The organism is Microvirga pudoricolor, assembly GCF_016892705.1.
Taxonomy (GTDB): domain Bacteria; phylum Pseudomonadota; class Alphaproteobacteria; order Rhizobiales; family Beijerinckiaceae; genus Microvirga; species Microvirga pudoricolor.
On record NZ_JAFEMB010000001.1, the window covers coordinates 1,483,088 to 1,506,240 of the forward strand.

Consider the following 23,153-nt stretch of genomic DNA (forward strand, 5'->3'; position numbering starts at 1 on the left):
TCGTGAGCTTGGCCATCTTCCCCGAGGGCTCTATCTAGTGATAGAAATCATTTGATTCCGGGACGCTTTCGTCCATAGGTGAATCCCACAGGAGAAGTCCTGTGGGCACGCCTCGCGAAAGCCGGATACGATCGCAAAAGAAAGAAGAATTGGTGACTGAAGGCCTGATGAGCGCGGACGATCTACAGGGGCTCCGTATTCTGGTTGTCGAGGACGAAGCGGCGATTTCCCTCCTCCTGGAGGACATGCTGCTCGATTTCGGCTGCGAGGTGATCGGCCCGGCCGCCCGCCTCGCGGCGGCGCTGGACGCGGTGACGCGGGAGAAGGTGGATCTTGCCATCCTGGACGTGAACGTCGCGGGCGAGCCGATCTATCCCGTCGCCGAGGCCCTCGACGCGCGCAAGATCCCGTTCGTGTTCTCCACGGGCTACGGCAGCGCTGGCATCAAGGACGCGTTCCGCAACCGCCCCGTGCTCCAGAAGCCCTTCGCCCAAAACGACCTGAAGCAGAAGCTGCTGATGGCCCGGCAGGACGGCTCCGCGGCCTGAACCGGCCGCCACCGCGGCCGTGAACCGGCCGCCTGACCTTAACCATGGAACGACATGCGGGTTGTGCTCTCCGGCACATCCATGAGGGAATGGATTCCGCTTTGAACTAGGCCTCGCGATAGGTAAGGTGCCCACCTTCGCTAGACTATAGCCTTTCGGATCGAATTCCATGTCCCGTCGCCTCCTGCGGCTCGTCGCAGCCACCAGCACGCTTGCCCTCCTGGCAGGCGCCGCCTCGGCCCAGACGCCCGTCCCGCGCGCGAATCCGGCCGCCGGCGCGATCGTGGCCGCCAAAGGCGGCGAGGAGCTGAAATTCGTCCAGGAGAGCGCCTGGCGGCCGGCGGAACTCCGGCAGAGCCTCATCGACGGCGATACCTTGCGCACCAACGCCATCGGCAATCTGGCGATCCTCTTTGCCGACCAGACGCAGATCCGCGTCGGCCGCAACTCGACCCTCACTGTGCGGGACGTGGCCGCCGGTGCGGGCGGAAGCACCCAGCTCGACCTTCAGTCCGGCAATGTCTGGGCCCGCGCCTCCCGGGGCGGATCGGGGGTCGACGTCCGCACCCCCGCCGCCGTGGCGGCGATTCGCGGCACCGACTGGTCGCTGTCCGTGGAGGGCAGCCGGACCTCGCTGATCGTGCTGGAAGGCGTGGTGGAGCTGCGCAACCCGCAAGGCTCCGTCACGGTGCGGCAGGGCGAGGGCGCGGTGGCGTCCATCGGTCAGGCCCCCACCAAGTTCGTGCTCGTGAACTCCAACGACCGCGAGCAGATGCTGTTCTACCTGACCCTGCGCGACGCCTTCACGTCCCTGCCGACCACCTCCCTGGAAGGCCCGGCCCTGCGCCAGGAGCGCGCCCGGATCGAGGCGGTGCCGCCGGGGTCCCGCAGCGCGGAGGACTGGCTGAGCCTGGCCGAGATCGCCCCCTATCTCGACGGCCGCGCCGCCGCCATCCGGGCCCTGGCTGAGGCGCGGGGCCGACCCTTGAGCGCGTCCCAGCGCGCGCGGGCGGATCTGGCCGAGGCGGTGATCCGGGGCTCGCAGCAGCGCTGGACCGAGGCCGCCGCCCTGTTTGCCCGCGCCGAGCGCGGCGTCGACCCAAAGCGGCGGGTCCTCGCGGCCTACGGGCGCTACGTCGCCCAGTCGCTCGCCGACCCGAAAAAGGTCTTTCCCGAGCCGCGCATCGGCAGCAACGAACCGCTCGGCGCGCTCGCCCACGCCTATATCGTGGCCTTCCGGCAGGACCTGAACGCCGCCTCCGAGGTCCTGAAGGCGGCGGAGAAGCGGTTTCCCAACGACACCCGCATCGCCGTGGCGGCCGCCCAGGTGGCCTTCGCGCTCAACCGGCGCGAGGAGATGCGGGCTTCCATCAACCGGGCGGCGGCCATCGACCCCGACGACCCGAACGTGATCGCGGCCCATAGCGGGATCCGGGGCGACGTGGACGGCGAGGTCAACGCCGCCCTGGCGGACCTGCGCCGGGCGGCCGCCATCGCGCCGGGCAACTCCAACATCTGGAACGCCATCGGGCTGTTCGAGTCGGATCGGGACCGGCCGCTCGCCGCCGAAGAGGCCCTGCGGCGGGCCATCGCGGAGGATCCGGAAAGCCCCGTCTCCTATGCCAACCTGGCCTTCCTGCTCCTGGACCAGAACCGGGTCGACGAGGCCGGCGCCCTCATCGACAAGGCGCTCGCCCTCGATCCGGCCTTCCACGTGGGCTACGTGGCCCGGGGCCGCTATCTGCTCCAGAAGGGCGAGGCGGCTGCCGGCCTGGAGGCGATCCTGGCCGGCTCGGCCGCCAACCCGGCCTATTCGCAAGGGCTGCTCGCGGCGGCCATTGCCTATTACCAGAACGGCGAAGAGGCCGAGGCCCAGCAGGCCCTCGACAACGCGGACCGGCTCGACCCGAACGACCCCATCGTGTCCATCGCCCGCACGGCCATCGCCATCGACCAGTACCGGGCCGACGAGGCCGTGGTGGCGGCCCGGGAGGCGGTGCGCCGCTTCCGGCAGCGCGGCGGCGACTTCGCGGGGCTCGCGGTCAACAAGCAGGGCGGCTCCTTCCCGGCCCAGGCCTACCGTTTCCTGAGCCTCGACGAATGGGGCCGCTTCTACGGCGATCGCACCTTCGACCCCTTCATCGGGTCGAGCTATTTCGACCAGTCGGCGGCCCGGCGCGACAGCCTTCTCGTCGCCCGCCCGACCCTGGACGCCGTGCAGGGCCTCAGCGCCGACCTGACGGCCTATAACCTGATCCTGCAGGGCCTGTTCTTCGACCCGCTCGCGGTCTCGGGCCGGATCGGCCGCCTCGACCTCCTGCGCCGCCCGTTCCTCGATGCGGAGATGGGCGGCAGCATGCTGTTCCGGGGCGGGCGGATCGGCTGGGAGACGGAGGCCCAGGTTCAGGCCTTCTCCAACGACCCGATCCCCACCTCGGTGGCGCTGACGGCCGGGCGCACCCGCCTCGACGCCAAGGACGCCATCGACCGCGACAGCCTCGACAACGCCTCGTTCTTCATCGGCGCCGCGCCCTCGGCGGCGGACCGCTTCCTGGTCTTCGGATCCGCGACGAAAAACGCGCCCGGCCTCGCCACCATCAACGAGACCCTGCGCACGTTCGCGGGCCGGCAGGACACCACGACGCTCCAGCTCGGCGGAGGCTGGAGCCACAGCTTCGCCGACCGCAACGTGCTCACCGCCGCAATCTATGCCTATCGGGGCCTCGACAAGCGGTTTTCCCAGCAAAGCAGCCTGGAGGCCTTCCCGATCTTCGTGGCCAGCGAGCTCTGGCAGGGGACCAAAATCGAGGGCGTGGTGGCGGCCCTCAACCATTCCATCGGGTTCGGCGACTGGACCCTGCGATACGGCATCGAGAGCCAGAACGGCGAGACCCGCGCCAGGAGCCTGGGCCGCAACGGGTACATCGACTTTACCGATGGAACCACGGAGATCATCCCCGTGGACGATTCCGCCTCGGCGTCCTTCCGGGCCGGGCGGCTCTACGCCGACCTGTTCTGGCGCCCCTCCGACCGGTTCGAGGCCCAGGCCGGGGTGCAGCGCACCTTCCTGGACATCGAGGGCCAGAACGACGACATCGCGGTCTCGCCGCGGGTGGGCGTGGGCGTGTCGCCCGTGGAGGGCCAGTGGCTGCGCGCGGCCTATCGCCGGGAGGGCAGCCTCGCCCTGCCCTTCACGCTCTCGCCCATCACCACGGTGGGCCTCGTGCCCAACGTGCTGCCGGTCTCGCTGGGCGGCGAAACCAACACCCTCGCCCTGCGCTGGGACGCCGAATGGTCGCCCCATGTCTTCACGGCGGTGGAATACCAGCGCCAGCGGGTCGACGCCTTGAGCCTTCCGGTCTCGAACACCTTCGACAGCCTCTCCGTGGACAAGGCGCGGGTCGACCGGCTCGCCGCCACAGCGAATGTCTGGCTCGGCTCCGGCATCGGCCTGTTCGGCACCGTGGGCTTCACGGATACGGAGATCACGGCGGGGGACGGCCTGCGCAACGACGTGCCGTTCATCCCCGGCCGATTCGCCCGGGCCGGCCTGACCTTCGTGCATCCGAGCCGCCTGAAGCTGACCGTGGCGGAAACCTATTACGGCGACCTGAAGGGCAGCCTGTTCGGCGCCAAGCTCGACGATTACTGGACCACAGACGCGTCGATCACCTGGGAGACCGCCGACCGCCGCCTCCTGTTCGGCGTCACGCTCCTCAACCTGCTCGACGCCGATTACGAGCTGGCCCCCGGGATTCCGGGGGCGGGCCGCACCGTGGCGGCTTCGGTGCGGGCCCGGTTCTAGCGCAGCGGGCGGACAAGTGGACCCGGTTTTCTCCCCGAACGATGCGCTTCCAAGAGGGTGGAGCATCGGAAACATCCCAAAAGCGGGCCCCCTTTCGGGTCCGAGGCTCTAGGCGTGGCCTCCACGCCAAGACCGGTCCGGCCCGCCCATCTGGCGGACGAGGACCTCGCGGGGGCGCCCGCTTCGCCCTGGCGCAATCTCGGGCTCGCGGCCCTCATCGCGGCCCTCTTGGTCCCGCTCCTCTTCGCGGCGCCGTTCCGGCTGGTGGAGGCACGGCTCTTCGACGTGTTCTCCACGATCGCGCCCCTCACGCCGCCCCAGCCCAGCGTGACGATCGTGGCCATCGACGAGCCGTCCTTCGCGGAGATCGGGCAGCGTTGGCCGTGGCCCCGGAGCCTGCACGGGACCGTGGTGGAGAAGCTGCGGGCGGCGGGCGCCAAGGTGGTGGGGGTGGACATCATCTTCTCCGAGCCCTCGACGCCTCAGGCCGACGCGGCGCTCGCGGCCGCCATGGGGCCGGACGTGGTGCTGGCGGCCGACGACGTGACCACCGTGATGGAGCAGGGCACCCAGGTGTCGCGGGTGGGGCCCATCGACGACCTGACCGAGGCGGGCGCCGTGCCGGGCGTGACCTCCGTCGATCTCGACGGCGACGCCTCCTTGCGCCGCATGCCGTCCGTCCCCGACAGCTTCGCCGCCCAGGCCCTGCACCGGGCGGGCCTGCCCGTGACGGAAGCGCCCGAGGGCGCGTTGATCCAGTATTTCGGCGGACCGCGCACCTATCCGACGGTCTCCTACTACCAGGCCCTCGATCCCGACGGGTTCCTGCCCAAGGGCTTCTTCAAGGACCGCATCGTCTTCGTGGGGCTGAGCCTCAAGGCCGCCCCGACGCCCGACAGCGGCGCGGCCGATACCTTTCCGACGCCCTACACGCTTGCGGACAACACCGTGACGGCAGGCGTCGAGATCCAGGCCACGATCCTGGACAACCTCCGCCACGGGCTGTTCATCACGCCCGTCGCGCGCCCCGCCATGGCCGGGCTGGTGATCGCCGCCGCCTTCCTGGCGATGCTGCTTTGCGGCACCGGCATGTCCTGGCGGGCGGTGATCCGGGCCGTGCTGGCCCTCGCGGGCCTGATCCTCGGATCCTGGCTGCTCCTGCGCTATGGGCGGCTCTGGGCGCCGCCGGCGCTGCCCGCCGCCGCGATGCTCGGCGTGTTCGGCACCCGCTTCGGGCTGGACTACATGCAGGAACGCCACCTGCGGCGCACGGTCTCCACGGCGTTCTCCCGCTACCTGCCGCCGGATCTCGTCAAGCAGCTCGCCCGCAACCCCTCGGCCCTCAAGCTCGGCGGCGAGCGGCGCACCCTGTCGATCCTGTTCTGCGACGTGCGGGGGTTCACGAGCCTGTCCGAGCGCCTGAAGGACGAGCCCGAGAAGCTCACCACCCTCATCAACCGCCTGCTCGACCCGCTCTCGGAGGCCGTGATGGCGGAAGGCGGCACCATCGACAAGTACATGGGCGACTGCGTGATGGCGTTCTGGAACGCGCCCCTGCCGGCCCACGACCACCCGCACCGGGCCGTGCAGGCGGCGCTTCGCATGATCGAGGCCGTCAAGGACCTGAACGCCGTGCTCAAGGGGGAGAGCGGCGAGAGCGCGCCGGTCTTCGCCGTGGGCGTGGGCGTCAACACCGGCGACTGCGTGGTGGGCAATGTGGGGTCGCGCTGGCGCTACGATTATTCCGTACTGGGCGACACGGTGAACCTCGCCTCGCGGCTGGAAGGCCTGTCGAAGGAATACGGCGTCTCGGTCATTCTGGGGCCCAGCACGGCGGAGGCCGTGCGCGACGATTACGTGCTGGTGGAGCTCGACCGGATCGCCGTGCGCGGGCGGACCACCCAATCGGCGATCTACACCGTGCTGACGCCGGCCTCGGGCCGGGCCGATGCGGCCGTGGCCGAAGCCGAGGCCCTGCATGCGCGGCTGACGGGCCACGTCCAGGCGGGCGAGACCGCCGAGGCCCTGGCGCTGATCCCCCGCTGCGAAGCCCTCGCGCCCGCGCTTTCCAAATACTACGCCCGGCTGCGCGAAAAATTGTCGGCCCCCTGAAACGGCAAAGTCCAAGAGTCTCGAAGCGCTTCGGCCAAGGCCTGCAGCTGCAAGTCATTTGCAAGTCAAAACAAGGGCTTGCGCGGACCGGAACCCGGACTATAAGGCCGTTCCCGCGGCCGGAGCCGCGTCACCGAAGACCGTTCAAGCCGGAAAGACCTGAACCGATGGACAAGCTGCAGAAACTCGCCCTCGGCAGCATCGTCGTCGGAGCGCTGGTGCTGGCGCTGAAATATGCGGCCTTCCACGTCACGGGCAGCATCGCGCTCTATTCGGACGCGCTCGAGAGCATCATCAACGTGGTCACGGCGGTGGTGGCCTTCTTCGCGATCCGGGTCAGCGCCGCGCCGCCCGACGCAAACCACCCCTACGGCCACCACAAGGCGGAGTACTTCTCCGCCGTGCTGGAGGGCGTGCTCATCATCCTGGCGGCCCTGTCGATCCTGCGGGAGGCCTATTTCGGCTTCCTGGCGCCCAAACCCCTGGAGGCACCGGGGCTGGGCCTCGCCATCAACGGCGCCGCGAGCCTCATCAACGCGGCCTGGTCCTGGACCCTGATTCGCCAGGGCCGAGCCTTCCGGTCCCCCGCCCTCATCGCGGACGGACGCCATCTCCTGGCCGACGTGGTGACCTCGATCGGGGTGATCATCGGCATCGGTCTCGCCCTCGCGACGGGGCTCACCATCCTCGATCCCATCCTGGCGGCCCTGGTGGCGGTCAACATCCTGTGGTCCGGCTGGGGGCTCGTGAAGGAGAGCCTGAGCGGCCTCATGGACGAGGCGGTGCCGGAATCCGTCCTGGTCCGCGTCCGGGAGGCGATCTCGGCCAATGCGGAGGGCGCCATCGAGGCACACGACCTGCGCACCCGTCACGCGGGCCGGATGACCTTCATCGACTTCCATCTCGTGGTGCCGGGCCAAATGAGCGTGACGGACGCTCACGACATCTGCGACCGGCTGGAGCGGGCCCTGAAGGCGGAGGTGGAGGATGCCCTCATCACCATCCACGTGGAACCCGACAACAAGGCCAAGCATGCCGGGATCGTGGTGCTGTAAGGCGCCTCGATCTCGGCGCGAGCCGCCCCTATAAGAGGGCCCCGGCCGCCACGCCAGGCTGGCCCCGAAGGAGAGCTTTCCATGTTCATCGCCATGAACCGCTTCAAGGTCGCGCCCGATCAAGCTTCCGCCTTCGAGGAGATGTGGATGTCGCGGGAGGTGCACCTTCATACGGTGCCGGGTTTCGTCGAATTCCATCTCCTGCGCGGTCCCTCAAAGGACGATCACGTTCTCTATTCGTCCCACACGGTCTGGGCGAGCCGTGAGGCCTTCGAGGGCTGGACCAAGTCCGAGGCCTTCCGGGCCGCGCACCGGAACGCGGCGCCCGGCGGACGGGCGGCGCTCTACATCGAGCATCCCCAGTTCGAGGGCTTCGAGGTGATCCAGACCGTCACCCGGGACGGCAAGAGCGTCGCGGCCTGAGGTTTCGAACCGGGGCGGGTTGATCGCCCGGCCTGAAAGGCTAGAAGCCTATGCCGGGTCCCACGCGAGGCCCGGCATCGTCATGCAGCAAAAGGCCCTCCGGTTGCGCTTCACCATCGTCACGCCCACCCTGAACCGACGGGACATGCTCGCCCAGGCACTCGACAGCGTCGCGGCCCAGGAGCACGGGAGCGTCGAGCATCTGGTGGTCGACGGGGGATCCACGGACGGCACCCTGGAGATGCTAGCCGGGCGCCCCGGCGTGACGGTCCTGGCGGACCGCAGGCGCGGCCTCTACGACGCCATCAATCTCGGGATCGAGCGCGCCTCCGGCGACGTGATCGGCCTGCTCAATTCCGACGACCTGTATCCCGCCGGCACCTTCTCGGCGGTGGAGCGGGCCTTCGCGGCTTCGCCCGGAACGGACGCGGTCTGCGGCGCGGCCGAACTGTTCGACGAGACCGGCACGCTCGCCCGCTACGACGACCCGCGCGACCTCGGGCTCGACGCCCATGCGGCCTTGATCGGCGCCTGCATTCCCAATGCGCGCTTCTTCCGCCGCACGGTTTTTGAGCGCATCGGCGGGTTCTCGCTCGACTATCCCCACGTGGCCGACCGGGATTTTTTGAGCCGCTTCCTCATGGCCGGGCTCAAGACCGCGCCCATCGACGCCCTGACCTGCCGCTACCGCCGCCATGGCGGTTCGCTCACCTTCGCGGCCGGCGCGGAGCGTGGAGAGGGCTTGCGGGGGGAATTGCTGCGCCTGGCAAGGGCTATCGAGGCCGACCCGAGGGCGACGCCTGCCTTGAAGCGCAAGGCACGGGCCCTGGAAGGCCGGTGCCTCGTGAGTTTGGCGCGGGCGCGCCTGCGGTCGGACGGGCCTGGAGCGGCGCTCCGTCTCCTCGCGGCCCGCGACGGACACCTGTCGGCCGCGCCGGTTCAGGCGCTGACGGCGGGGATCTGGGACAAGCTTTCGACACGGCGGGGGTGAAGTCACGCCCAAAGCCTCATCCTGAGGGAACGGGTTCGCCATGGTCTCGAAGCCTCATCCTGAGGGCCCGCGCAGCGGGCGTCTCGAAGGATGGTCCAGCCAGCACCGGAACCGCTCCGCTGGAGACCTCCTTCGAGACGCGGCTGCGCCGCTCCTCAGGATGAGGTCGAGGCAAGGATGAGACCGAGGGAAAGGCGAGGTCGCCGGAAAGCGGCCTCAGATCCGGTTGTACACGTCGTCCAGGCGGACGATGTCGTCCTCGCCGAGATAGGAGCCGGATTGGACCTCGATCAACTCCAGGGGGATCCGCCCCGGGTTTTCCAGGCGATGGACCGCTCCGAGGGGGATATAGGTCGATTCATTCTCCCGCACGATCCGCTGCTCCTCGCCCACCGTCACCAGCGCCGTGCCGCTCACCACGATCCAATGCTCGGCCCGGTGGAAGTGCTTCTGCAGGGACAGGCGGCCGCCCGGCTTGACCACGATGCGCTTGACCTGGAAGCGGGTGCCGATGTCCAGGGACTGGTAGGACCCCCAGGGCCGGAACACCTCCATGTGCTCCTCGATCTGGGGCCTTCCCTGAGCCTCCAGCTCCTTCACCAGGGGCTTCATGAGGTCCATGTTGGCCCGGTCGAAGACCAGGGTGGCGTCCCCGCTGGTGATGACCGCGATATTGTCGAGCCCGGCCACGCAGACGAGGCTCTGGCTCGACACGAAATTGTTGCGGGCCTTGAGGAACACCGCATCGCCGATGGCGGCGTTGCCGTGCTCGTCCTTCTCGGTCAGCTCCCACACCGCATGCCAGGAGCCCACGTCCGACCAGCCCATGCTGACGGGAATCACCGCGACCTTGTCGGTCTTCTCCATGACGGCGAAGTCGATGGACACCGCGTTGGCGGCCCCGAAGGCCTCCGGGTCGAGGATGGTCCAGCCCAGGTCCTGGCGGCCCTGCCGCACGGCTTGGGTCACGGCCTCGACGGTCTGGGGATCGAAGCGCTCGTACTCGGCGAGCAGCATGTCGGCCCGGAACATGAAGTTGCCCGAGTTCCAGAGATAGCCGTCCGCGATGTAGCGCTTGGCCGTCTCCTCGTTCGGCTTTTCCACGAAGGCCGCGACCTCGCTGACGCCGGGCACCGCGAGGGGGCTGCCCGGCCGGATGTAGCCGTAGCCCGTGGCGGGCTGGTCGGGCGTGATGCCGAAGGTCACGATGGTGCCGTCCTCCGCGGCCCTTGCGGCGGTGCGAACCGCCGCCTTGAAGGCGGCCACGTCCTGGACCACGTGATCGGCCGCCAGCGCGATCACGATGGCCTCCGGATTGCGCTCCGCGATGAAGGCCGCGCCCGCCGCGATGGCCGGACCGGAATCCCGCCGCGCGGGCTCGAGGAGGATCGGCGCCTTGATCCCGAGGGCGTCGAGCTGGTCTGCGGCGATATGCCGGTACTCCTCGTTGGTGATGATCACCGGGTCGGCGAAGAGATCCGGGTCGGTGACCCGCACCACCGTGTCCTGGAAGCTGGAGCGCTCCCCCATCAGGTTGATGAACTGCTTGGGCGCCGCCTTGCGGGAGGCCGGCCACAGGCGCGTGCCCGCGCCGCCGCAGATGATGAGAGGCACCAAGTGCCGGGACAGGCTCATGAAAAGTCTCGTTGTGAACGGTTCCCGCCTGTGCTGCCATAGGGTCCGGCCGATGGCAAGGCCGGCTTGATCGTCTCGACAAGGGGGCGGCTTTGGGATAAGTGCGGCGGCTTGTATCAGTGATTCAGACCCACGCGCGCCCGCGGCCCCGGCTGACGATCTCGAGCCGGACGCGGGAGGGTCACGTTGAACGACCGGCACGTCTTGATGGCCCCCCAAACCACGACGCCTGCCGGTCCAAAAGGTAATAGGAATTAACATGTCGAAGAAGGTTGCCCTGATTACGGGCGTGACGGGCCAGGACGGCGGCTACCTGTCGGAGCTTCTGCTGTCCAAGGGCTACATCGTCCACGGCGTCAAGCGCCGCTCGTCCTCGTTCAATTCGGGCCGCATCGACCACCTATACCAGGACGTCCACGAGCGCGACGTGCGCTTCCGCCTCCACTACGGCGACATGACCGATTCCACGAACCTCATCCGCATCATGGCCGAGGTTCAGCCCACCGAGATCTACAATCTGGCGGCGCAGAGCCACGTGCAGGTCAGTTTCGAGACCCCGGAATACACGTCCAACGCCGACGCCACCGGCACCCTGCGCATGCTGGAGGCCATCCGCATCCTCGGGCTGGAGAAGGCGACCCGGTTCTACCAGGCCTCGACCTCGGAGCTCTACGGCAAGGTCCAGGCGGTGCCCCAGGACGAGAACACCCCGTTCTATCCCCGCAGCCCCTACGCGGCCGCCAAACTCTACGGCTACTGGATCACGGTGAATTACCGCGAGGCCTACGGCATGCACGCCTCCAACGGCATCCTGTTCAACCATGAGGGCCCGACCCGGGGCGAGACCTTCGTGACCCGCAAGATCAGCCGCGCCGTGGCGGCCATCGAGCTCGGCCTGCAGGACAAGCTCTATATCGGCAACCTGGACGCCAAGCGCGACTGGGGCCATGCCCGCGAATACGTGGAAGGCATGTGGCGCATCCTGCAGCAGGACGAGCCCGACGATTATGTGCTGGCCACGGGCGAGACCCACACGGTGCGCGAGTTCATCGAACGCGCCTTCGCCCATGTGGGCCGCACCATCGCCTGGAAGGGCAAGGATGCCGAGGAAGTGGGCGTCGACGAGACCACCGGCGCCGTGCTGGTGGAGGTCGATCCGCGTTATTTCCGCCCCACCGAGGTCGAGCTTCTCTTGGGCAACCCCGCCAAGGCCAAGGCCAAGCTGGGCTGGGAGCACAAGACCACCTTCGCCCAGCTGGTGCAGGAGATGGTTCAGGCCGATCTCGACCTGTTCCGCCAGGCGGGCACCAACCGGGGCAACAGCGAAGCCGAGTCGATCAAGAACCGCATGGTCGGCTGAACGGCCTCTCAGGGACCGGAACGCGGGGCCGAAATGGCCCCGTTTTCGTTTGGGTTCTCGGAGCCACGCGGTGCAGGCATTCCCCAGCGGAGGTTGAAAATCGCCCGCCGGGATGATTATGAGAGACGAGATGTCGTTGCAGACGGCCGGGCCTGGAGCCGCCGGACGCACGACCCTTAGGCCTTTGACGCTTCAACGCCCGCCCCTCGCGCGGCCCGGACCCCCTGATGTCGAGCATCCCCTCCCCTGCCGGTTCCCCCCTGAAGATCGGCATCGACCTGCGCTACATCACCACCGGCGCGTCCGGCGGCGTCGCGCCCCAGATCACGGAGACCTTCCGGGCCCTGATCGCGTCCGCGCCGGCGTGGCAGTTTCACGTGTTCGGCACGATGTTCAACCAGGACCTGATTCCGGTGGATGGGCCCAACGTCGTCCACTACACCCTGCCGCTGGACACCTATTACGCGGCCCAGCAGGCGATCCTCGACGCCGAGGGGATCGACGTCCTCTACCGGCCCTTTCCCAACGAGGACGGGCTCGCCTTTCCGCTCGAGAAGCAGATCGTGTTCATCCCCGACCTGCAGCACGAGTTCTTCCCGGATTTCTTCGACGCCGAGACGCTGTCCTTACGCCGCACCCATTTCGCGCGGCTCATCACGGGCGCGGGCGCGGTGGCGACCAATTCGGACCATGCCCGAGGGACCATCCGCGAGCGCTACCGCAACGCCCATGACGACATCTTCCTGATGCCGCCGGCCTCGCAGACCGCCGGGATGCAGGAGGCCTCCGCGGTGTCGGATGCGTTCGCCGCGAAGGTCAAGGGATTTCAACCCTACTTCTTCTTCCCGGCCAATATCTGGCGCCACAAGAACCACGCCGCCCTGCTCGACGCCTTCCACCGCTTCCGGAGCGAGCATCCGGAGGGGGCGTCCTACAGCCTCGTTCTGTCGGGCCATCCCAAGGGCTGGGACGCGCTCCAGGCCCAGCACCCGACGGAGGGCGTGCACCATCTGGGCTTCGTGTCGCGGGACGAGCTGGTCCATCTCTACCGGAACGCAACAGCGCTCGCCTTCATGTCCCTGTTCGAGGGCTTCGGCATGCCGGCCTTCGAGGCGTTCGAGGCCGGTTGCCCGGTGATCTGCTCCAACACGTCGAGCCTGCCGGAGGTGACGGGCGGGGCGGCGCTGACCTGCGACCCGACCGACCCCGCCAGCATCGCGGGCGCCATGGGGCGGATCGCGGGCGATCCCGCCCTGGCGAAGGACTTGGTGGAGCGCGGGCGCGCGCGCCTTGACGCCTATTCCTGGGCAGCCTCCGCCGAGGCCCTGAAGCAGGCCATGATCCGGGTCGCGGCCCGCAAGATCGGCGCGCGGACAAAGCCCGCCGCCGGTCCCCGCGTGATCGAGGACACCTCGATCAAGGTCTCCATCGTGACGCCGTCCTACAACCAGGGCCGCTTCCTGAAGCGCACCATCGAGAGCGTGCTCAACCAGACCTATCCGAACATCGAGTACATCGTGATGGATGGCGGCTCGACGGACGAATCCGTCGAGATCCTGAAATCCTACGGCGACCGCTTCCGCTGGGTGTCCGAGAAGGACAAGGGCCAGACGGACGCCATCAACAAGGGTCTGCGCCAATGCTCGGGCCAGATCCTGGCCTATCTGAACTCCGACGACACCCTGGAGCTCGACGCGGTCGAGACCGTGGTGAAGTTCTTCCGCGAGCACCCGGAGATCGAGCTCGTCTACGGCGACGCGAACTATATCGACACGGAAGACAACGTCACCGGCCGCTACCTCACGGCGCCCTATTCCTGGGACCGGCTGGTGCAGGATTGCTGCGTGTGCCAGCCCGCCGCGTTCTGGCGCTCGTCCGTGGTGGACAAGTTCGGGCTCTTCGACGACGAGCTCGATTTCACCATGGATTACGATTACTGGCTGCGCATCGGCCAAGGCGGCGGCGGGATCATGCACCTGCCGGTGCTGCTCGCCAATTCGCGGCTCTATCCCGAGACCAAGACCATGTCGTCCCGGGGCAAGATCTACAAGGAAATCTTCGAGATCTCGCAGAAGCATGCGGGCCGGATCAGCAAGAGCTACGTCCAGGGCTACTGGAACCACCGCCTGTGGGAGCGCGAGGACCTGTTCGCCAAGGTGGCGCGGCGCGTTCCCATGCTGGAGAAGGTGTTCGTCGAATACGACGCGGCGCGCCTCGACGACACCCATTATCCGCCCTTCAAGGCCTTGCGCCACGTGGCCTACCGGTCGGGCCGCAGCGTCCGGGCCCGGATCATGAACACGATCAAGCGCTCGGCCTTCCTGGTCCCGCTGAGTTCCGGGGTGGCGGGCGTCTACAAGGACAACTGGCTCTCGCCCTATATCCGGCTCTCCGCCTCCCCCGCCCGCAACAAGATTTTGGTGCTGGAGGGCCGCGTACCGAAGGAAATGACCCTGAAGGTGAAGGCGGGGCGCGAGGTGGTGGGCGAGTATCCGCTCAAGGCCAACGGTATCGAGCGGGTGGAGATCCCGGGTTCCGACAAGCCCATGGAGTTCCATTTCAGCGCCTACGCGCCCGACAAGGCGGGCCGTCACCTCTCCTTCCACGTGAAGTCCACCAACTGCTTCACCGAGGAAGAGGTGTGACGCATCGTTTGGTCTTGCGGCGTCACGTTGTGACGGATACGGAACAGGCCGACCTGACAGGAACCCGATGAGCGGAGCGCAAACTGGCATGCAGGAGAATGGCCCCGGGGCCCCCAATGGAGCCCCAAGCGTGATCGGGATCAGCGTGGTGGTGCCGTCCTACAACCAGGGCCGGTTCATCGACGACACGATCCGCAGCCTGCTCGACCAGGATTATCCCGACCTCGAAATCCTGGTGATGGACGGCGGCTCCACGGACGACACGGTGGAGCGGCTCAAGGCCTATGGCAGCCGCATCCGCTGGATCTCCGAGAAGGACGAGGGCCAGTCCGACGCCATCGTGAAAGGGTTCGCCCAAACTTCGAAACCCTGGATCACCTGGCTCAATTCCGACGACTTCCAGTGCGACCGGGCGCTCTGGCGCGTGAACGAGGCCGTCAAGGCGCAGCCGGACGCCGAGGTGGTGATCGGCGGCGGGCACTACACCCATGAGGACGGCTCGTTTCTGCGCGACTACCCCACCGTCGACGTGGGGCCGAACGTGGACATGCGCCGGGAGATGTTCGAGAAAGGCTACGTGGCCCAGCCCTCGATCTTCTACACCCGCGCACTTTACGACCGTGTCGGCGGCCTCAACCGCGCGCTTCATTTCTGCATGGATTACGAGCTTTGGGCGCGCTTTGCCGTGGCGGGCGCGCGCTTTGCCCGGGTGGAGGCCGACATCTCGGCCAACCGCTGGTACGAGACCACCAAGACCGCGGCCCAGATCTTCGACCTCTATGCCGAGGTGGTGGCGACCCAAAAGCGCCTCTTCGGCCGCGTGTCGCCCTATTTCGTGCAGGCGATCAGCGATCACCTCTACACCAAGTTTCACGCCCAGTTCTTCGGCGACAGCGGCCACCTGCTGCTGCGCTGGGTCTGGTTCAAGGCGATCTGGGTGGCGCTCAACGCCACGGCGCCGGGCTATTGCGTGGGGGGCCTGTTCCGCCACACGCTCGCCAAGTCGGGCCCTGCGGTGGGGGACTCCATGACGGTCCGGGATTGGACCAACGGCGTCAGGGCCTACCTGCGCCGCAGACGCGCCGCGCGGGCCGGCGGCTAGAACATGCGCATCTCGATCGTCACGCCAGCCCTCAACAGTCGCAGCTTCCTGGGCCCCACCATGGACGGCGTGCTGGCGGCCGACCATGGCGATCTGGAATACATCGTCATGGATGGCGGCTCCACGGACGGCTCGCAGGACGTGATCGCGGCGCGGCGGAACCGGCTGAAGGCGGCCGTGAGCGCCCCCGACGAGGGGCTCTATGACGCCCTCAACAAGGGTTTCGCGCTCAGCACCGGCGAGATCATGGGCTGGATCAACGCGGGCGACGCGCTGTTTCCCGACAGCCTGCGCATTCTCGACGAGATTTTCACCGTTCATCCCGAGGTCGAATGGGTGACGAGCCGCGTCATCAGCTTTCTCGACGAGCGGGGCCGCCTCGTGGAGCAGGCCATGCACTGGGGCATCGACCGCGACGGCTACCTGCGCGGCGAGCACCTGCCGGGCTTCTCGCGCGGGCGCTCGCTCAGCCTGATCCAACAGGAATCGACCTTCTGGCGCCGGTCCCTCTGGGAGCGCGCCGGCGCGAGGCTCGACACCTCCTACCGCCTCGCGGCGGATTTCGAGTTGTGGGCGCGCTTCTTCCGGCATGCCGAGCTGTGGTCCATCTCGGCGCCTTTGGGAGCCTTCCGTCGCCACGCGGACCAGCTCAGCGCGATCCACTGGGACAAGTATCTGGCCGAGGCCAAGCGGGCCCTGGAAGCGACCGGCGCGCGTCCGCGCAACGGCCATGCGCAGAGCCTGTCCGTCGGCCTTCGCCGCTCCCTGCCCCGCTCGCTTCGCCCCCTCGCGTCGCGGTTGCGCCTGTTCCGGGCCGCCCCGTTCTGCGAATTCGACACCCAGGGCCAGACATGGCGCCTGACGCGCTTTTGAGCTAAGAGCGCATCCGCTCAACCAATGGAATTCCGCCCATGAGTCTCGCCCTGGAAGGCAAGAAGATCTTCGTCACCGGCCATAACGGCATGGTGGGCTCGGCCATCGTGCGGCGCCTGGAGCAGGACGGCATCGGATCGCTCACCGCGGGCCGCAAGGACGTGGACCTGCGCGACCAGGCGGGCGTGCGCGCCTTCATGGAGCGCGAGCGTCCGGACGTGGTGGTGATCGCGGCCGCCAAAGTGGGCGGCATCCATGCCAACAACACGTATCCGGCGGATTTCATCTACGAGAACCTGATGATCGCCTCGAATCTCATCGAGGCGGCCCACCGCACGGATGTCCAGAAACTGCTGTTCCTGGGCTCGTCGTGCATCTATCCCCGCCTCGCGCCCCAGCCGATCAATGAGGATTCGCTGCTCACCGGGCCGCTCGAGCCCACCAACGAATGGTACGCGCTTGCCAAGATCTCCGGCATCAAGCTGTGCCAGGCCTATCGCAAGCAGCACGGGCGCGACTACATCTCGTGCCAGCCCACCAACCTCTACGGCCCCAACGACAACTTCAACCTGTCGACCTCGCACGTGCTGCCCGCCCTCCTGCGCAAGGCGCACGAGGCCAAGGAATCGGGCGCCGCGAGCATGAGCGTGTGGGGCACGGGTACGCCGCGCCGGGAGTTCCTGCACGTGGACGACATGGCGGATGCCTGCGTGTACCTGCTGCGCCATTACAGCGGCGAAGTGCCCTTGAACGTGGGCTGGGGCGAGGACATCTCCATCGGCGAGGTGGCGGGCCTCATCAAGGATACGGTGGGCTTTGGGGGCGAGCTCGTCTTCGACACGAGCAAGCCCGACGGCACGCCGCGCAAGCTCCTCGACACGACCCGCATCAACGGGTTGGGCTGGAAGCCGAAGATCGCCCTCCAGGACGGCCTTAAAGGCTACTACGAGTGGTTCCTGGCCCATCAGGCCGACTTCCGCGACTGAAACCGATGTCACTCCCGCGGCGGACGGTCAGCGTCGTCGTTCCGGTCCACGACCGGATCGACAGCCTGCGCCGGGCCGTGCAATCGGCCCTCGACCAGACCCGGCCGCCGGACGAGATCGTCATCGTGGACGACGCCTCGCCCGAGCCCGTCACGGCCGAGGCGCTCGGCGTCGACGATCCCCGCATCCGCATCCTGCGGCTCAGCCCCAATCGCGGCGCCGCCGGAGCCCGCATGGCGGGCGTCGAGGCGGCGAGGAGCGACCTCGTGGCGTTCCTGGACTCGGACGACATCTTTTGGCCCGGCAAGCTCGAAGCGCAGTTGCCGCTGCTGGAGGAGGCCGGTGATCTCGTGGCGGTCTCCTGCGGCTGGGAGGCCAGGGACGAAGCCACCGGACGGGCGATCACGCGCATCCCGATTCCGAGCGCCGATCCCGTCGATTTCGCGGGCGGCTGCTGGTTCAGCCCCGGCTGCACGGTGGTGATCCCGAAGCGCGCCTTCGCGGTCTGCGGTCCCTTCGATCCGCGCCTGCGCCGCCTCGAGGACCTCGACTGGTTCCTGCGCTTCGCGCTGGCCGGCGGCGCGTTGCGCGTCGCGCCCGTCATCGGCTGCACCATCGCCATCGGCCGGCGCGCCCAGCCCGGCCCCGTTTTCGAAGCCGCGGACCTGATCGAAGAGAAATTCTCGGCCGGCCGTGACCCGAACGTCACGCCCAAACTCCTGCGCCACCTTCGCGCCTGGCTCGACGTGGAGCGGGCGGTGGCGTTGCGCAACGGCGGGCGGTGGTTTGGGATGGCGGCGGCGCTCGCGCGCTCCCTGGCCCTGGTGCCCCGGACGGGGGTGCAGCTCAGAGCCTGGTGGTCCTGAGCCGCCGGAGGCTCACGCGCCCGTCGCCCGCAAGGACAGCGAGTGGAGGCCCAATCCGAGCTTCCGGGTATCGGGAGAGGTGGGAACCAGCTCCTGGGCGGAGGTCGGCTCGGCGATCTCGAACTTGATCGTCAGGCGGCCGGGCGTGCTGCGCAGGGCGTTGTCGGGGATCGGGAACGACACCCGCTGCTCGCGCGTATCGTCGGCATATTGCAGGGTCCCGATAAGTTCCTTGTTGGCGTAGACCCGCACGGTCTGCCGGCCCTTGGTCGACAGGAAGCCGCGGGTGTCGAGGTCCAGCGAGAGGTGCTGGGCATCGGCCGGGAGCCGGAAGGACAGGCCCGCGGCCGATCCGCTGGTCCAGCTCCCCCAATCCTCGGCGGATCCCCAGCCATAGAAACGGAATCGCTGGCTGTTGCCGCCCTCCTTGAAGCTCACCGTCTCGCCGATGGGCGCGGGCGCTCCGGCATGCTGCCAGGAATCCTCGTTCCAGAGCGGCGATCCCACCACATAGCGCGTGATCGACGGAAGCTTGTTGGTGCGCCAGTACTGCGTCAGCCATTGATAATGGTTGAACACCCGGCCGTCCGGCGACGTCTGGCGCGCGATGGCGCAATCGCCCACGCTCTCGCAGATGATCTTCGACGCATCCGCAAGGCTGATCGGCTGGTCGGAGAACCGAACGTCCCCTTTGGCGCCGATGGGCTTGAACGCGAAGGTCGGGTTGGCGCTGCCCATCAGGGACGGCAGAAGCCCCGACGTCAGATCGCTTCGCGCGTTGGCCAAACCGATCCCGTGATCGGCGAAGACCGCGATGGCCGTCTTGTCGTAGAGGCCTTTCTTCTCGAGCTCGCCGAAGAAGACGCTCAGGGCCTTCAGGCCGCAATGGACATGCGTCTTGAAGCTCCGCCGCGTGGTTTGCCGCGACTCGCCCACATAGGTGCAGCTCTCGTCCATCACGGAGGGCTGGTGGGTGCTGAACAGGTGGAGATACTTGGCCGTGGGCTGGCCCGCGCTGTCATCGAGGCGCTCGGCCATCTGCAGCAGCACGTTGTTGCCCCGGACCGAGTGCTGGATCAGCCGGGGATCGCGCAGGAACGGCGCGAAGGTCCAATCGCCCCTGTTGTAGACGGCATCCTTGAGTGCGAGCGGCGCCAGACGCAGCAGGGAGACGTCCAGCAGGTAGGCCGCATCCCGCGAGAGAGCGGACTTGCGTCCCCCGAGAACCGACGCATCGCCCGGACACATCGCAATCTTTTCGGGGCAGATGCCCAGGATGGGATTGACCAGGGCCGTGTCGTATCCCTTGTCGGCCAGCTGGTTCAGGAAGGAGCCCTTCGCGATCGTCTTCTGATAATAGTCCGGAACGGGGATCGTCCCGTCGTATTCGATGCCGGAATGAATCGCCGGAACGGACAGGTATGTCGTCGGCGCAACGCCGGCCGTGTCGGGATAGTACGTAAAGCCCTTGAACGCGGCCGCGATCTTCGGGTCTTCCTTGAGGATCTCCTCGAACACGTCGCTCTGCATGGAGTCCAGGAGAACGACGAGAACGTTCTTGTCCTTCGAGAAGCGATAGAGCTTCGACAGGTCGGTCTCGGACATGTCGGACATCGGATGGGCGGCGATCACCGGCCAGGCCGAGTAGGCGTTGCCGCCGGCCACCAGCAGGAGCCCGAGAGCCAGGATGGCGGGCCGCGCCTTCGCGAACAAGAACACGAGGGTCATGCCGACCAGGATCGCCAGAAGCTCGAGCCCCGATTGCCAGAAAGGCACGTTGAGGGACCATGTCTTTCCGTCGATCAATCCGAACTGATAGACGATGAAATTTCCGTAGAACCAAGCGTAAACGGCAAGCGCGCCCATCAGGGAGGCCCAGATCAGGGCATAGCGCCGGGGAAGCAGCAGCGCCGGCACGAGTCCGATCGCAACCGGGATCGCCATGAACTTGGCGTAGACCCCGATCATGTTCTGGATCGAGAATGAGAATTCGGACGTATTGCCGGCGAAAATGCCGGCCGGGAGCGCAACGAACAGGATAACGGAAATGAGAATTCCGGCGGCGAGGCCGAGAAGAGCGGATTGGGAACGCATCGCGATTTCCAAGTGAAAGCAAATATCACAAAGCTCTATAGGAGGGGTCGCGCCTCATCAAGCGATGCCGCCCCGGGTGCGCGGGACATATGGCCTCGGCTCTAAGCGCCGGATTCGAACCGCACGGACTCGACCGCGATCCCGAGCTTGCGGCCGACCGCTTCCCCGATCGGCTCGATCCGGCTCGGATCGATCTCGATGCGCGCGGGCCGCCCACGCTCCTCGGGCCGCAGCGGAAGGCTGATCGTCCGGTCACTCCAGGTGGTGGGCTCGGCCATCGTCCATCGCGCCACCTCGCGACCGTTCAGCTTGACGGCCAGCGTCTGGTTCTTGTGCGGATTCATGAAGCGGAGGGTCATGGTGACCGCGGGCGCATCGGGCAATGTACCGGACAGGACGGCGTCGTGGCCCAAAATCCAGGAAGCGGGCACCCCCGGCCCCTCGATGGACCATTTCTCGTTCACGAACTCCCGCGCGTTGGGGTCGTCGAATCGGACATGTCCCAGGGGCGCCTCGTTGAACGGCTGCCGCGCCAGGAAGGTCGGATCCGCGTACCGGGCGACATCCGCGTCAGCGACGGCCTGGACCCGGATCGATCTCACGGCGATTCCCTGGTCGCTGGTGCCGCGCTGGTCGAGGGCGCTGAACTTGGCAACATCGAGATCGATCCGCACGGGCTTGCCGGTCTCCTCCGGGAGCGGCTCGAAGATCACGGACGCCTCGGTCCAGTGCGGCGATGGCTGGATGTCCCATCGGGCCAGTTCGCGTCCGTTCAGTCTGGCGCGAACGACCTGGTCGGGATGAGGGTTCAGGAGCCTGACGGCAAGGCGCAGGCGCCCGCCCGCCGGCAATCGTCCCGAGATGGAGGCCGGATTGGCGATGGCCCAGGAGGCCCGCACGCCCGGCGCTTCCACGGACCACCCGGAGCCCAGGAACCGGCTCGTGCGGGGATCCGCGAAATCCAGGAGGCCGAGCTCCTCGTCGGTCGCGACGCTGCGGGCGCCGTCCGCCGAGGACCAGGACGAGGGATCGCGCACATGGCCGCGGATGACGAACGATTCGGCCTTCGGCAGATGGGGGTGCTTCGCGTCGTCCGGATTGCGGTAGAACACGTAGGATCGCTCCCGCTCGGTCGCGCTCGTGACGTCGTGGATGGCCATGCCGGGCGATTGGGGATCGATCCCGAACGGCTTCAGGATCGTCGGGTAGATGTCGATGAGGGAGACCGGCGCGTCGCTGGTGCGGAACGGCTCCTCGTCGCCGAAATCGTGGAACGCGAGGGTGGGATTGGCCGACGACATGACGTGGGGCGGCACGCCCGACCGTGACCCGCCCTTGAGGAATCCGTAGAGCGATCCGTGATCCGAGATCACGAACATCATCGTGTTCCTGAAGACGCCCAGGCGCCGCAGCGTCTCGATGTAGTCCCCGGTGCGCCGCAACAGGCAATGGGCCTGCCCCTGGAATTCCTTGAACGCCTGGCCCTGCTCCCGGACGGCGCAGTCCTGGCCGAGGACCGGGGGCAGATGGGCACCCCAGAAATGCAGGAACTTGAAGGTCGGGCCGCCGGCATCCGCCTTCGTGTCGCGGATCAGCTTGTCGAAGACCGCGAGGTCGATTTCCGAATTCGTCGGCGGGGTGTTGTCGCACAGCCGGGCCAACCGGAACCGGCCCCGGTCATAGAAGATCTCCTTGAGAAACACCGGGAGCTGGCGAAACCCGAACACGTCGTAGGCCGACCCGTAGCGGCGGCAGGCGGCGGCCTCGGCGTTGAGGAAGTCGGGCCTGTTCAGAAGCGGGATTCGGGACGCCTGCGTGCCTTGCGCGCCGAGCACCGTCTCGATCCGCGTCGGCATGACCCGGTTGAAATAGGCCGGGATCGTCTCCTGATCGGCCCCGTAGGGCTTGCCCGTCAGGACCGTCGGGATGCTGAGCGCCGTCCAGGGGAACTGGCCGGTCGCATTGGTGTAGAGCCTGAATCCGTTGAACTTGCGGCGCAGGTCGGGGTCGCCCGCGACGATCTGCTCGAAGACGTCGACCTGGAGGGTATCCAGGAGCAGCACGATGACGTTCCGGCCGCCGGCCGACACGCTGGTCATGCCCGGCAGCAGTTTCTTGTCCTTGAAGAAGCTCGTGGCGACCGCGTCTCCGCCGTTCAATTTCGGTTTGGTCCCCCCCGACAGGACCAGCCAGGCGCCGAAGCCGACACCCGCCACGAGCACCAGGGACAGAAACCGGCCATAGGCCGGAACCGCCTTGCGGGGCCAGGCCAGCGCCGCCCCCACGAGAACCAGGAGCGCACCGATCTCGAGCGCGCCCTTGAGCCGAAAGGACGAGAAATCGATGATCCGCCCGTCGAAGATCCCGAAATCCCAGACGAACACGTAAAATTGCAGGTAGAGATAGGTCGCAACCGCTCCGACGAGCGCCACGGGACGGAGATATCCCCTCGCGGCGGCGGCTTTCAGGCCGGCGCCCAAGAGAAGGGACGCCGCCAGGGCGGCGAGCAATGGCCATGCCAGCAGGGCCGAGAGGCTCAGATCGAGTTCCTCGCTTTGGGCGACGAGGAACAGCGGCCCGAGGACCACGACTTGAAGGACGAGCGCGAACGCGATCAGGAATGGCATGGGACCTCACGGCGGGCCCGTCCGGTCTTCA

General features: G+C 67.5%; 15 protein-coding genes. 12 read left to right on the forward strand and 3 right to left on the reverse strand.

What is annotated here, in order from left to right; genetic code table 11:
* Positions 1-167: 167 nt before the first annotated feature.
* The 6 genes from ILT42_RS06825 to ILT42_RS06850 all read left to right on the forward strand — a co-directional run bounded on the left by ILT42_RS06825 (position 168) and on the right by ILT42_RS06850 (position 8,934).
* Complete coding sequence (locus ILT42_RS06825) at positions 168-548, forward strand: response regulator (RefSeq protein WP_204214685.1); 381 nt, start codon at positions 168-170, stop codon at positions 546-548.
* A gap of 169 nt (positions 549-717) precedes the next feature.
* Positions 718-4,353, forward strand: coding sequence for a FecR domain-containing protein (locus tag ILT42_RS23050; RefSeq protein ID WP_204214686.1), 3,636 nt, complete (start codon positions 718-720; stop codon positions 4,351-4,353).
* Between the two features lie 114 nt (positions 4,354-4,467).
* The gene (locus tag ILT42_RS06835) at positions 4,468-6,465 is read left to right on the forward strand and encodes a CHASE2 domain-containing protein (protein WP_204214687.1); all 1,998 of its coding nucleotides are present in this window, start codon (positions 4,468-4,470) and stop codon (positions 6,463-6,465) included.
* A 167-nt stretch (positions 6,466-6,632) separates the two neighbouring features.
* Positions 6,633-7,520 carry a cation diffusion facilitator family transporter gene (locus ILT42_RS06840; protein WP_204214688.1) on the forward strand — a complete coding sequence of 296 codons (888 nt, stop codon included), beginning with the start codon at positions 6,633-6,635 and terminating at the stop codon, positions 7,518-7,520.
* Positions 7,521-7,601: 81 nt separating this feature from the next.
* Entirely contained in the window at positions 7,602-7,943 is a 342-nt protein-coding gene (locus ILT42_RS06845; RefSeq protein WP_204214689.1) for an antibiotic biosynthesis monooxygenase family protein, read from the forward strand.
* 82 nt (positions 7,944-8,025) lie between these two features.
* Entirely contained in the window at positions 8,026-8,934 is a 909-nt protein-coding gene (locus tag ILT42_RS06850) for a glycosyltransferase family 2 protein (protein ID WP_204214690.1), read from the forward strand.
* A 216-nt stretch (positions 8,935-9,150) separates the two neighbouring features.
* Here the strand turns inward: ILT42_RS06850 and ILT42_RS06855 are convergent, their stop codons facing one another.
* A complete protein-coding gene (locus ILT42_RS06855; protein ID WP_204214691.1) occupies positions 9,151-10,569 on the reverse strand; it encodes a mannose-1-phosphate guanylyltransferase/mannose-6-phosphate isomerase in 1,419 nt (472 codons plus the stop codon).
* Positions 10,570-10,828: 259 nt separating this feature from the next.
* On the opposite strand from ILT42_RS06855, the gene gmd reads away from it, so the two are divergent.
* The 6 genes from gmd (at position 10,829) to ILT42_RS06885 (ending at position 18,401) form a co-directional block, all read left to right on the forward strand.
* On the forward strand, positions 10,829-11,929 hold the full coding sequence (gene gmd, locus ILT42_RS06860) for a GDP-mannose 4,6-dehydratase (protein ID WP_204214692.1): 1,101 nt from the start codon (positions 10,829-10,831) through the stop codon (positions 11,927-11,929).
* Positions 11,930-12,156: 227 nt separating this feature from the next.
* Complete coding sequence (locus ILT42_RS06865) at positions 12,157-14,574, forward strand: glycosyltransferase (protein ID WP_204214693.1); 2,418 nt, start codon at positions 12,157-12,159, stop codon at positions 14,572-14,574.
* A 130-nt stretch (positions 14,575-14,704) separates the two neighbouring features.
* A complete protein-coding gene (locus ILT42_RS06870) occupies positions 14,705-15,676 on the forward strand; it encodes a glycosyltransferase family 2 protein (protein ID WP_204214694.1) in 972 nt (323 codons plus the stop codon).
* 3 nt (positions 15,677-15,679) lie between these two features.
* Positions 15,680-16,549 (forward strand): glycosyltransferase family 2 protein, encoded by an 870-nt coding sequence (locus ILT42_RS06875; protein ID WP_204214695.1) that lies wholly within the window; start codon positions 15,680-15,682, stop codon positions 16,547-16,549.
* A gap of 38 nt (positions 16,550-16,587) precedes the next feature.
* Complete coding sequence (gene fcl, locus ILT42_RS06880; protein WP_324617701.1) at positions 16,588-17,535, forward strand: GDP-L-fucose synthase; 948 nt, start codon at positions 16,588-16,590, stop codon at positions 17,533-17,535.
* A gap of 5 nt (positions 17,536-17,540) precedes the next feature.
* Positions 17,541-18,401 carry a glycosyltransferase family 2 protein gene (locus ILT42_RS06885; RefSeq protein WP_204214696.1) on the forward strand — a complete coding sequence of 287 codons (861 nt, stop codon included), beginning with the start codon at positions 17,541-17,543 and terminating at the stop codon, positions 18,399-18,401.
* 12 nt (positions 18,402-18,413) lie between these two features.
* On the opposite strand, the gene ILT42_RS06890 is transcribed toward ILT42_RS06885, so the two are convergent.
* Both ILT42_RS06890 and ILT42_RS06895 read right to left on the reverse strand, forming a co-directional pair.
* Complete coding sequence (locus ILT42_RS06890) at positions 18,414-20,495, reverse strand: sulfatase-like hydrolase/transferase (RefSeq protein ID WP_204214697.1); 2,082 nt, start codon at positions 20,493-20,495, stop codon at positions 18,414-18,416.
* Between the two features lie 101 nt (positions 20,496-20,596).
* Positions 20,597-23,122 carry a sulfatase-like hydrolase/transferase gene (locus ILT42_RS06895; protein WP_204214698.1) on the reverse strand — a complete coding sequence of 842 codons (2,526 nt, stop codon included), beginning with the start codon at positions 23,120-23,122 and terminating at the stop codon, positions 20,597-20,599.
* Positions 23,123-23,153 lie beyond the last annotated feature (31 nt).

Excerpts from the sequence above, each read along its gene's own strand:
- ILT42_RS06825 (WP_204214685.1), top strand. The coding sequence starts at position 168 with ATGAGCGCGGACGATCTACAGGGGCTCCGTATTCTGGTTGTCGAGGAC.
- ILT42_RS23050 (WP_204214686.1), top strand. The coding sequence starts at position 718 with ATGTCCCGTCGCCTCCTGCGGCTCGTCGCAGCCACCAGCACGCTTGCC.
- ILT42_RS06840 (WP_204214688.1), top strand. The coding sequence starts at position 6,633 with ATGGACAAGCTGCAGAAACTCGCCCTCGGCAGCATCGTCGTCGGAGCG.
- ILT42_RS06845 (WP_204214689.1), top strand. The coding sequence starts at position 7,602 with ATGTTCATCGCCATGAACCGCTTCAAGGTCGCGCCCGATCAAGCTTCC.
- ILT42_RS06850 (WP_204214690.1), top strand. The coding sequence starts at position 8,026 with ATGCAGCAAAAGGCCCTCCGGTTGCGCTTCACCATCGTCACGCCCACC.
- ILT42_RS06855 (WP_204214691.1), bottom strand. The coding sequence starts at position 10,569 with ATGAGCCTGTCCCGGCACTTGGTGCCTCTCATCATCTGCGGCGGCGCG.
- gmd (WP_204214692.1), top strand. The coding sequence starts at position 10,829 with ATGTCGAAGAAGGTTGCCCTGATTACGGGCGTGACGGGCCAGGACGGC.
- ILT42_RS06865 (WP_204214693.1), top strand. The coding sequence starts at position 12,157 with ATGTCGAGCATCCCCTCCCCTGCCGGTTCCCCCCTGAAGATCGGCATC.
- ILT42_RS06875 (WP_204214695.1), top strand. The coding sequence starts at position 15,680 with ATGCGCATCTCGATCGTCACGCCAGCCCTCAACAGTCGCAGCTTCCTG.
- fcl (WP_324617701.1), top strand. The coding sequence starts at position 16,588 with ATGAGTCTCGCCCTGGAAGGCAAGAAGATCTTCGTCACCGGCCATAAC.
- ILT42_RS06885 (WP_204214696.1), top strand. The coding sequence starts at position 17,541 with ATGTCACTCCCGCGGCGGACGGTCAGCGTCGTCGTTCCGGTCCACGAC.
- ILT42_RS06890 (WP_204214697.1), bottom strand. The coding sequence starts at position 20,495 with ATGCGTTCCCAATCCGCTCTTCTCGGCCTCGCCGCCGGAATTCTCATT.
- ILT42_RS06895 (WP_204214698.1), bottom strand. The coding sequence starts at position 23,122 with ATGCCATTCCTGATCGCGTTCGCGCTCGTCCTTCAAGTCGTGGTCCTC.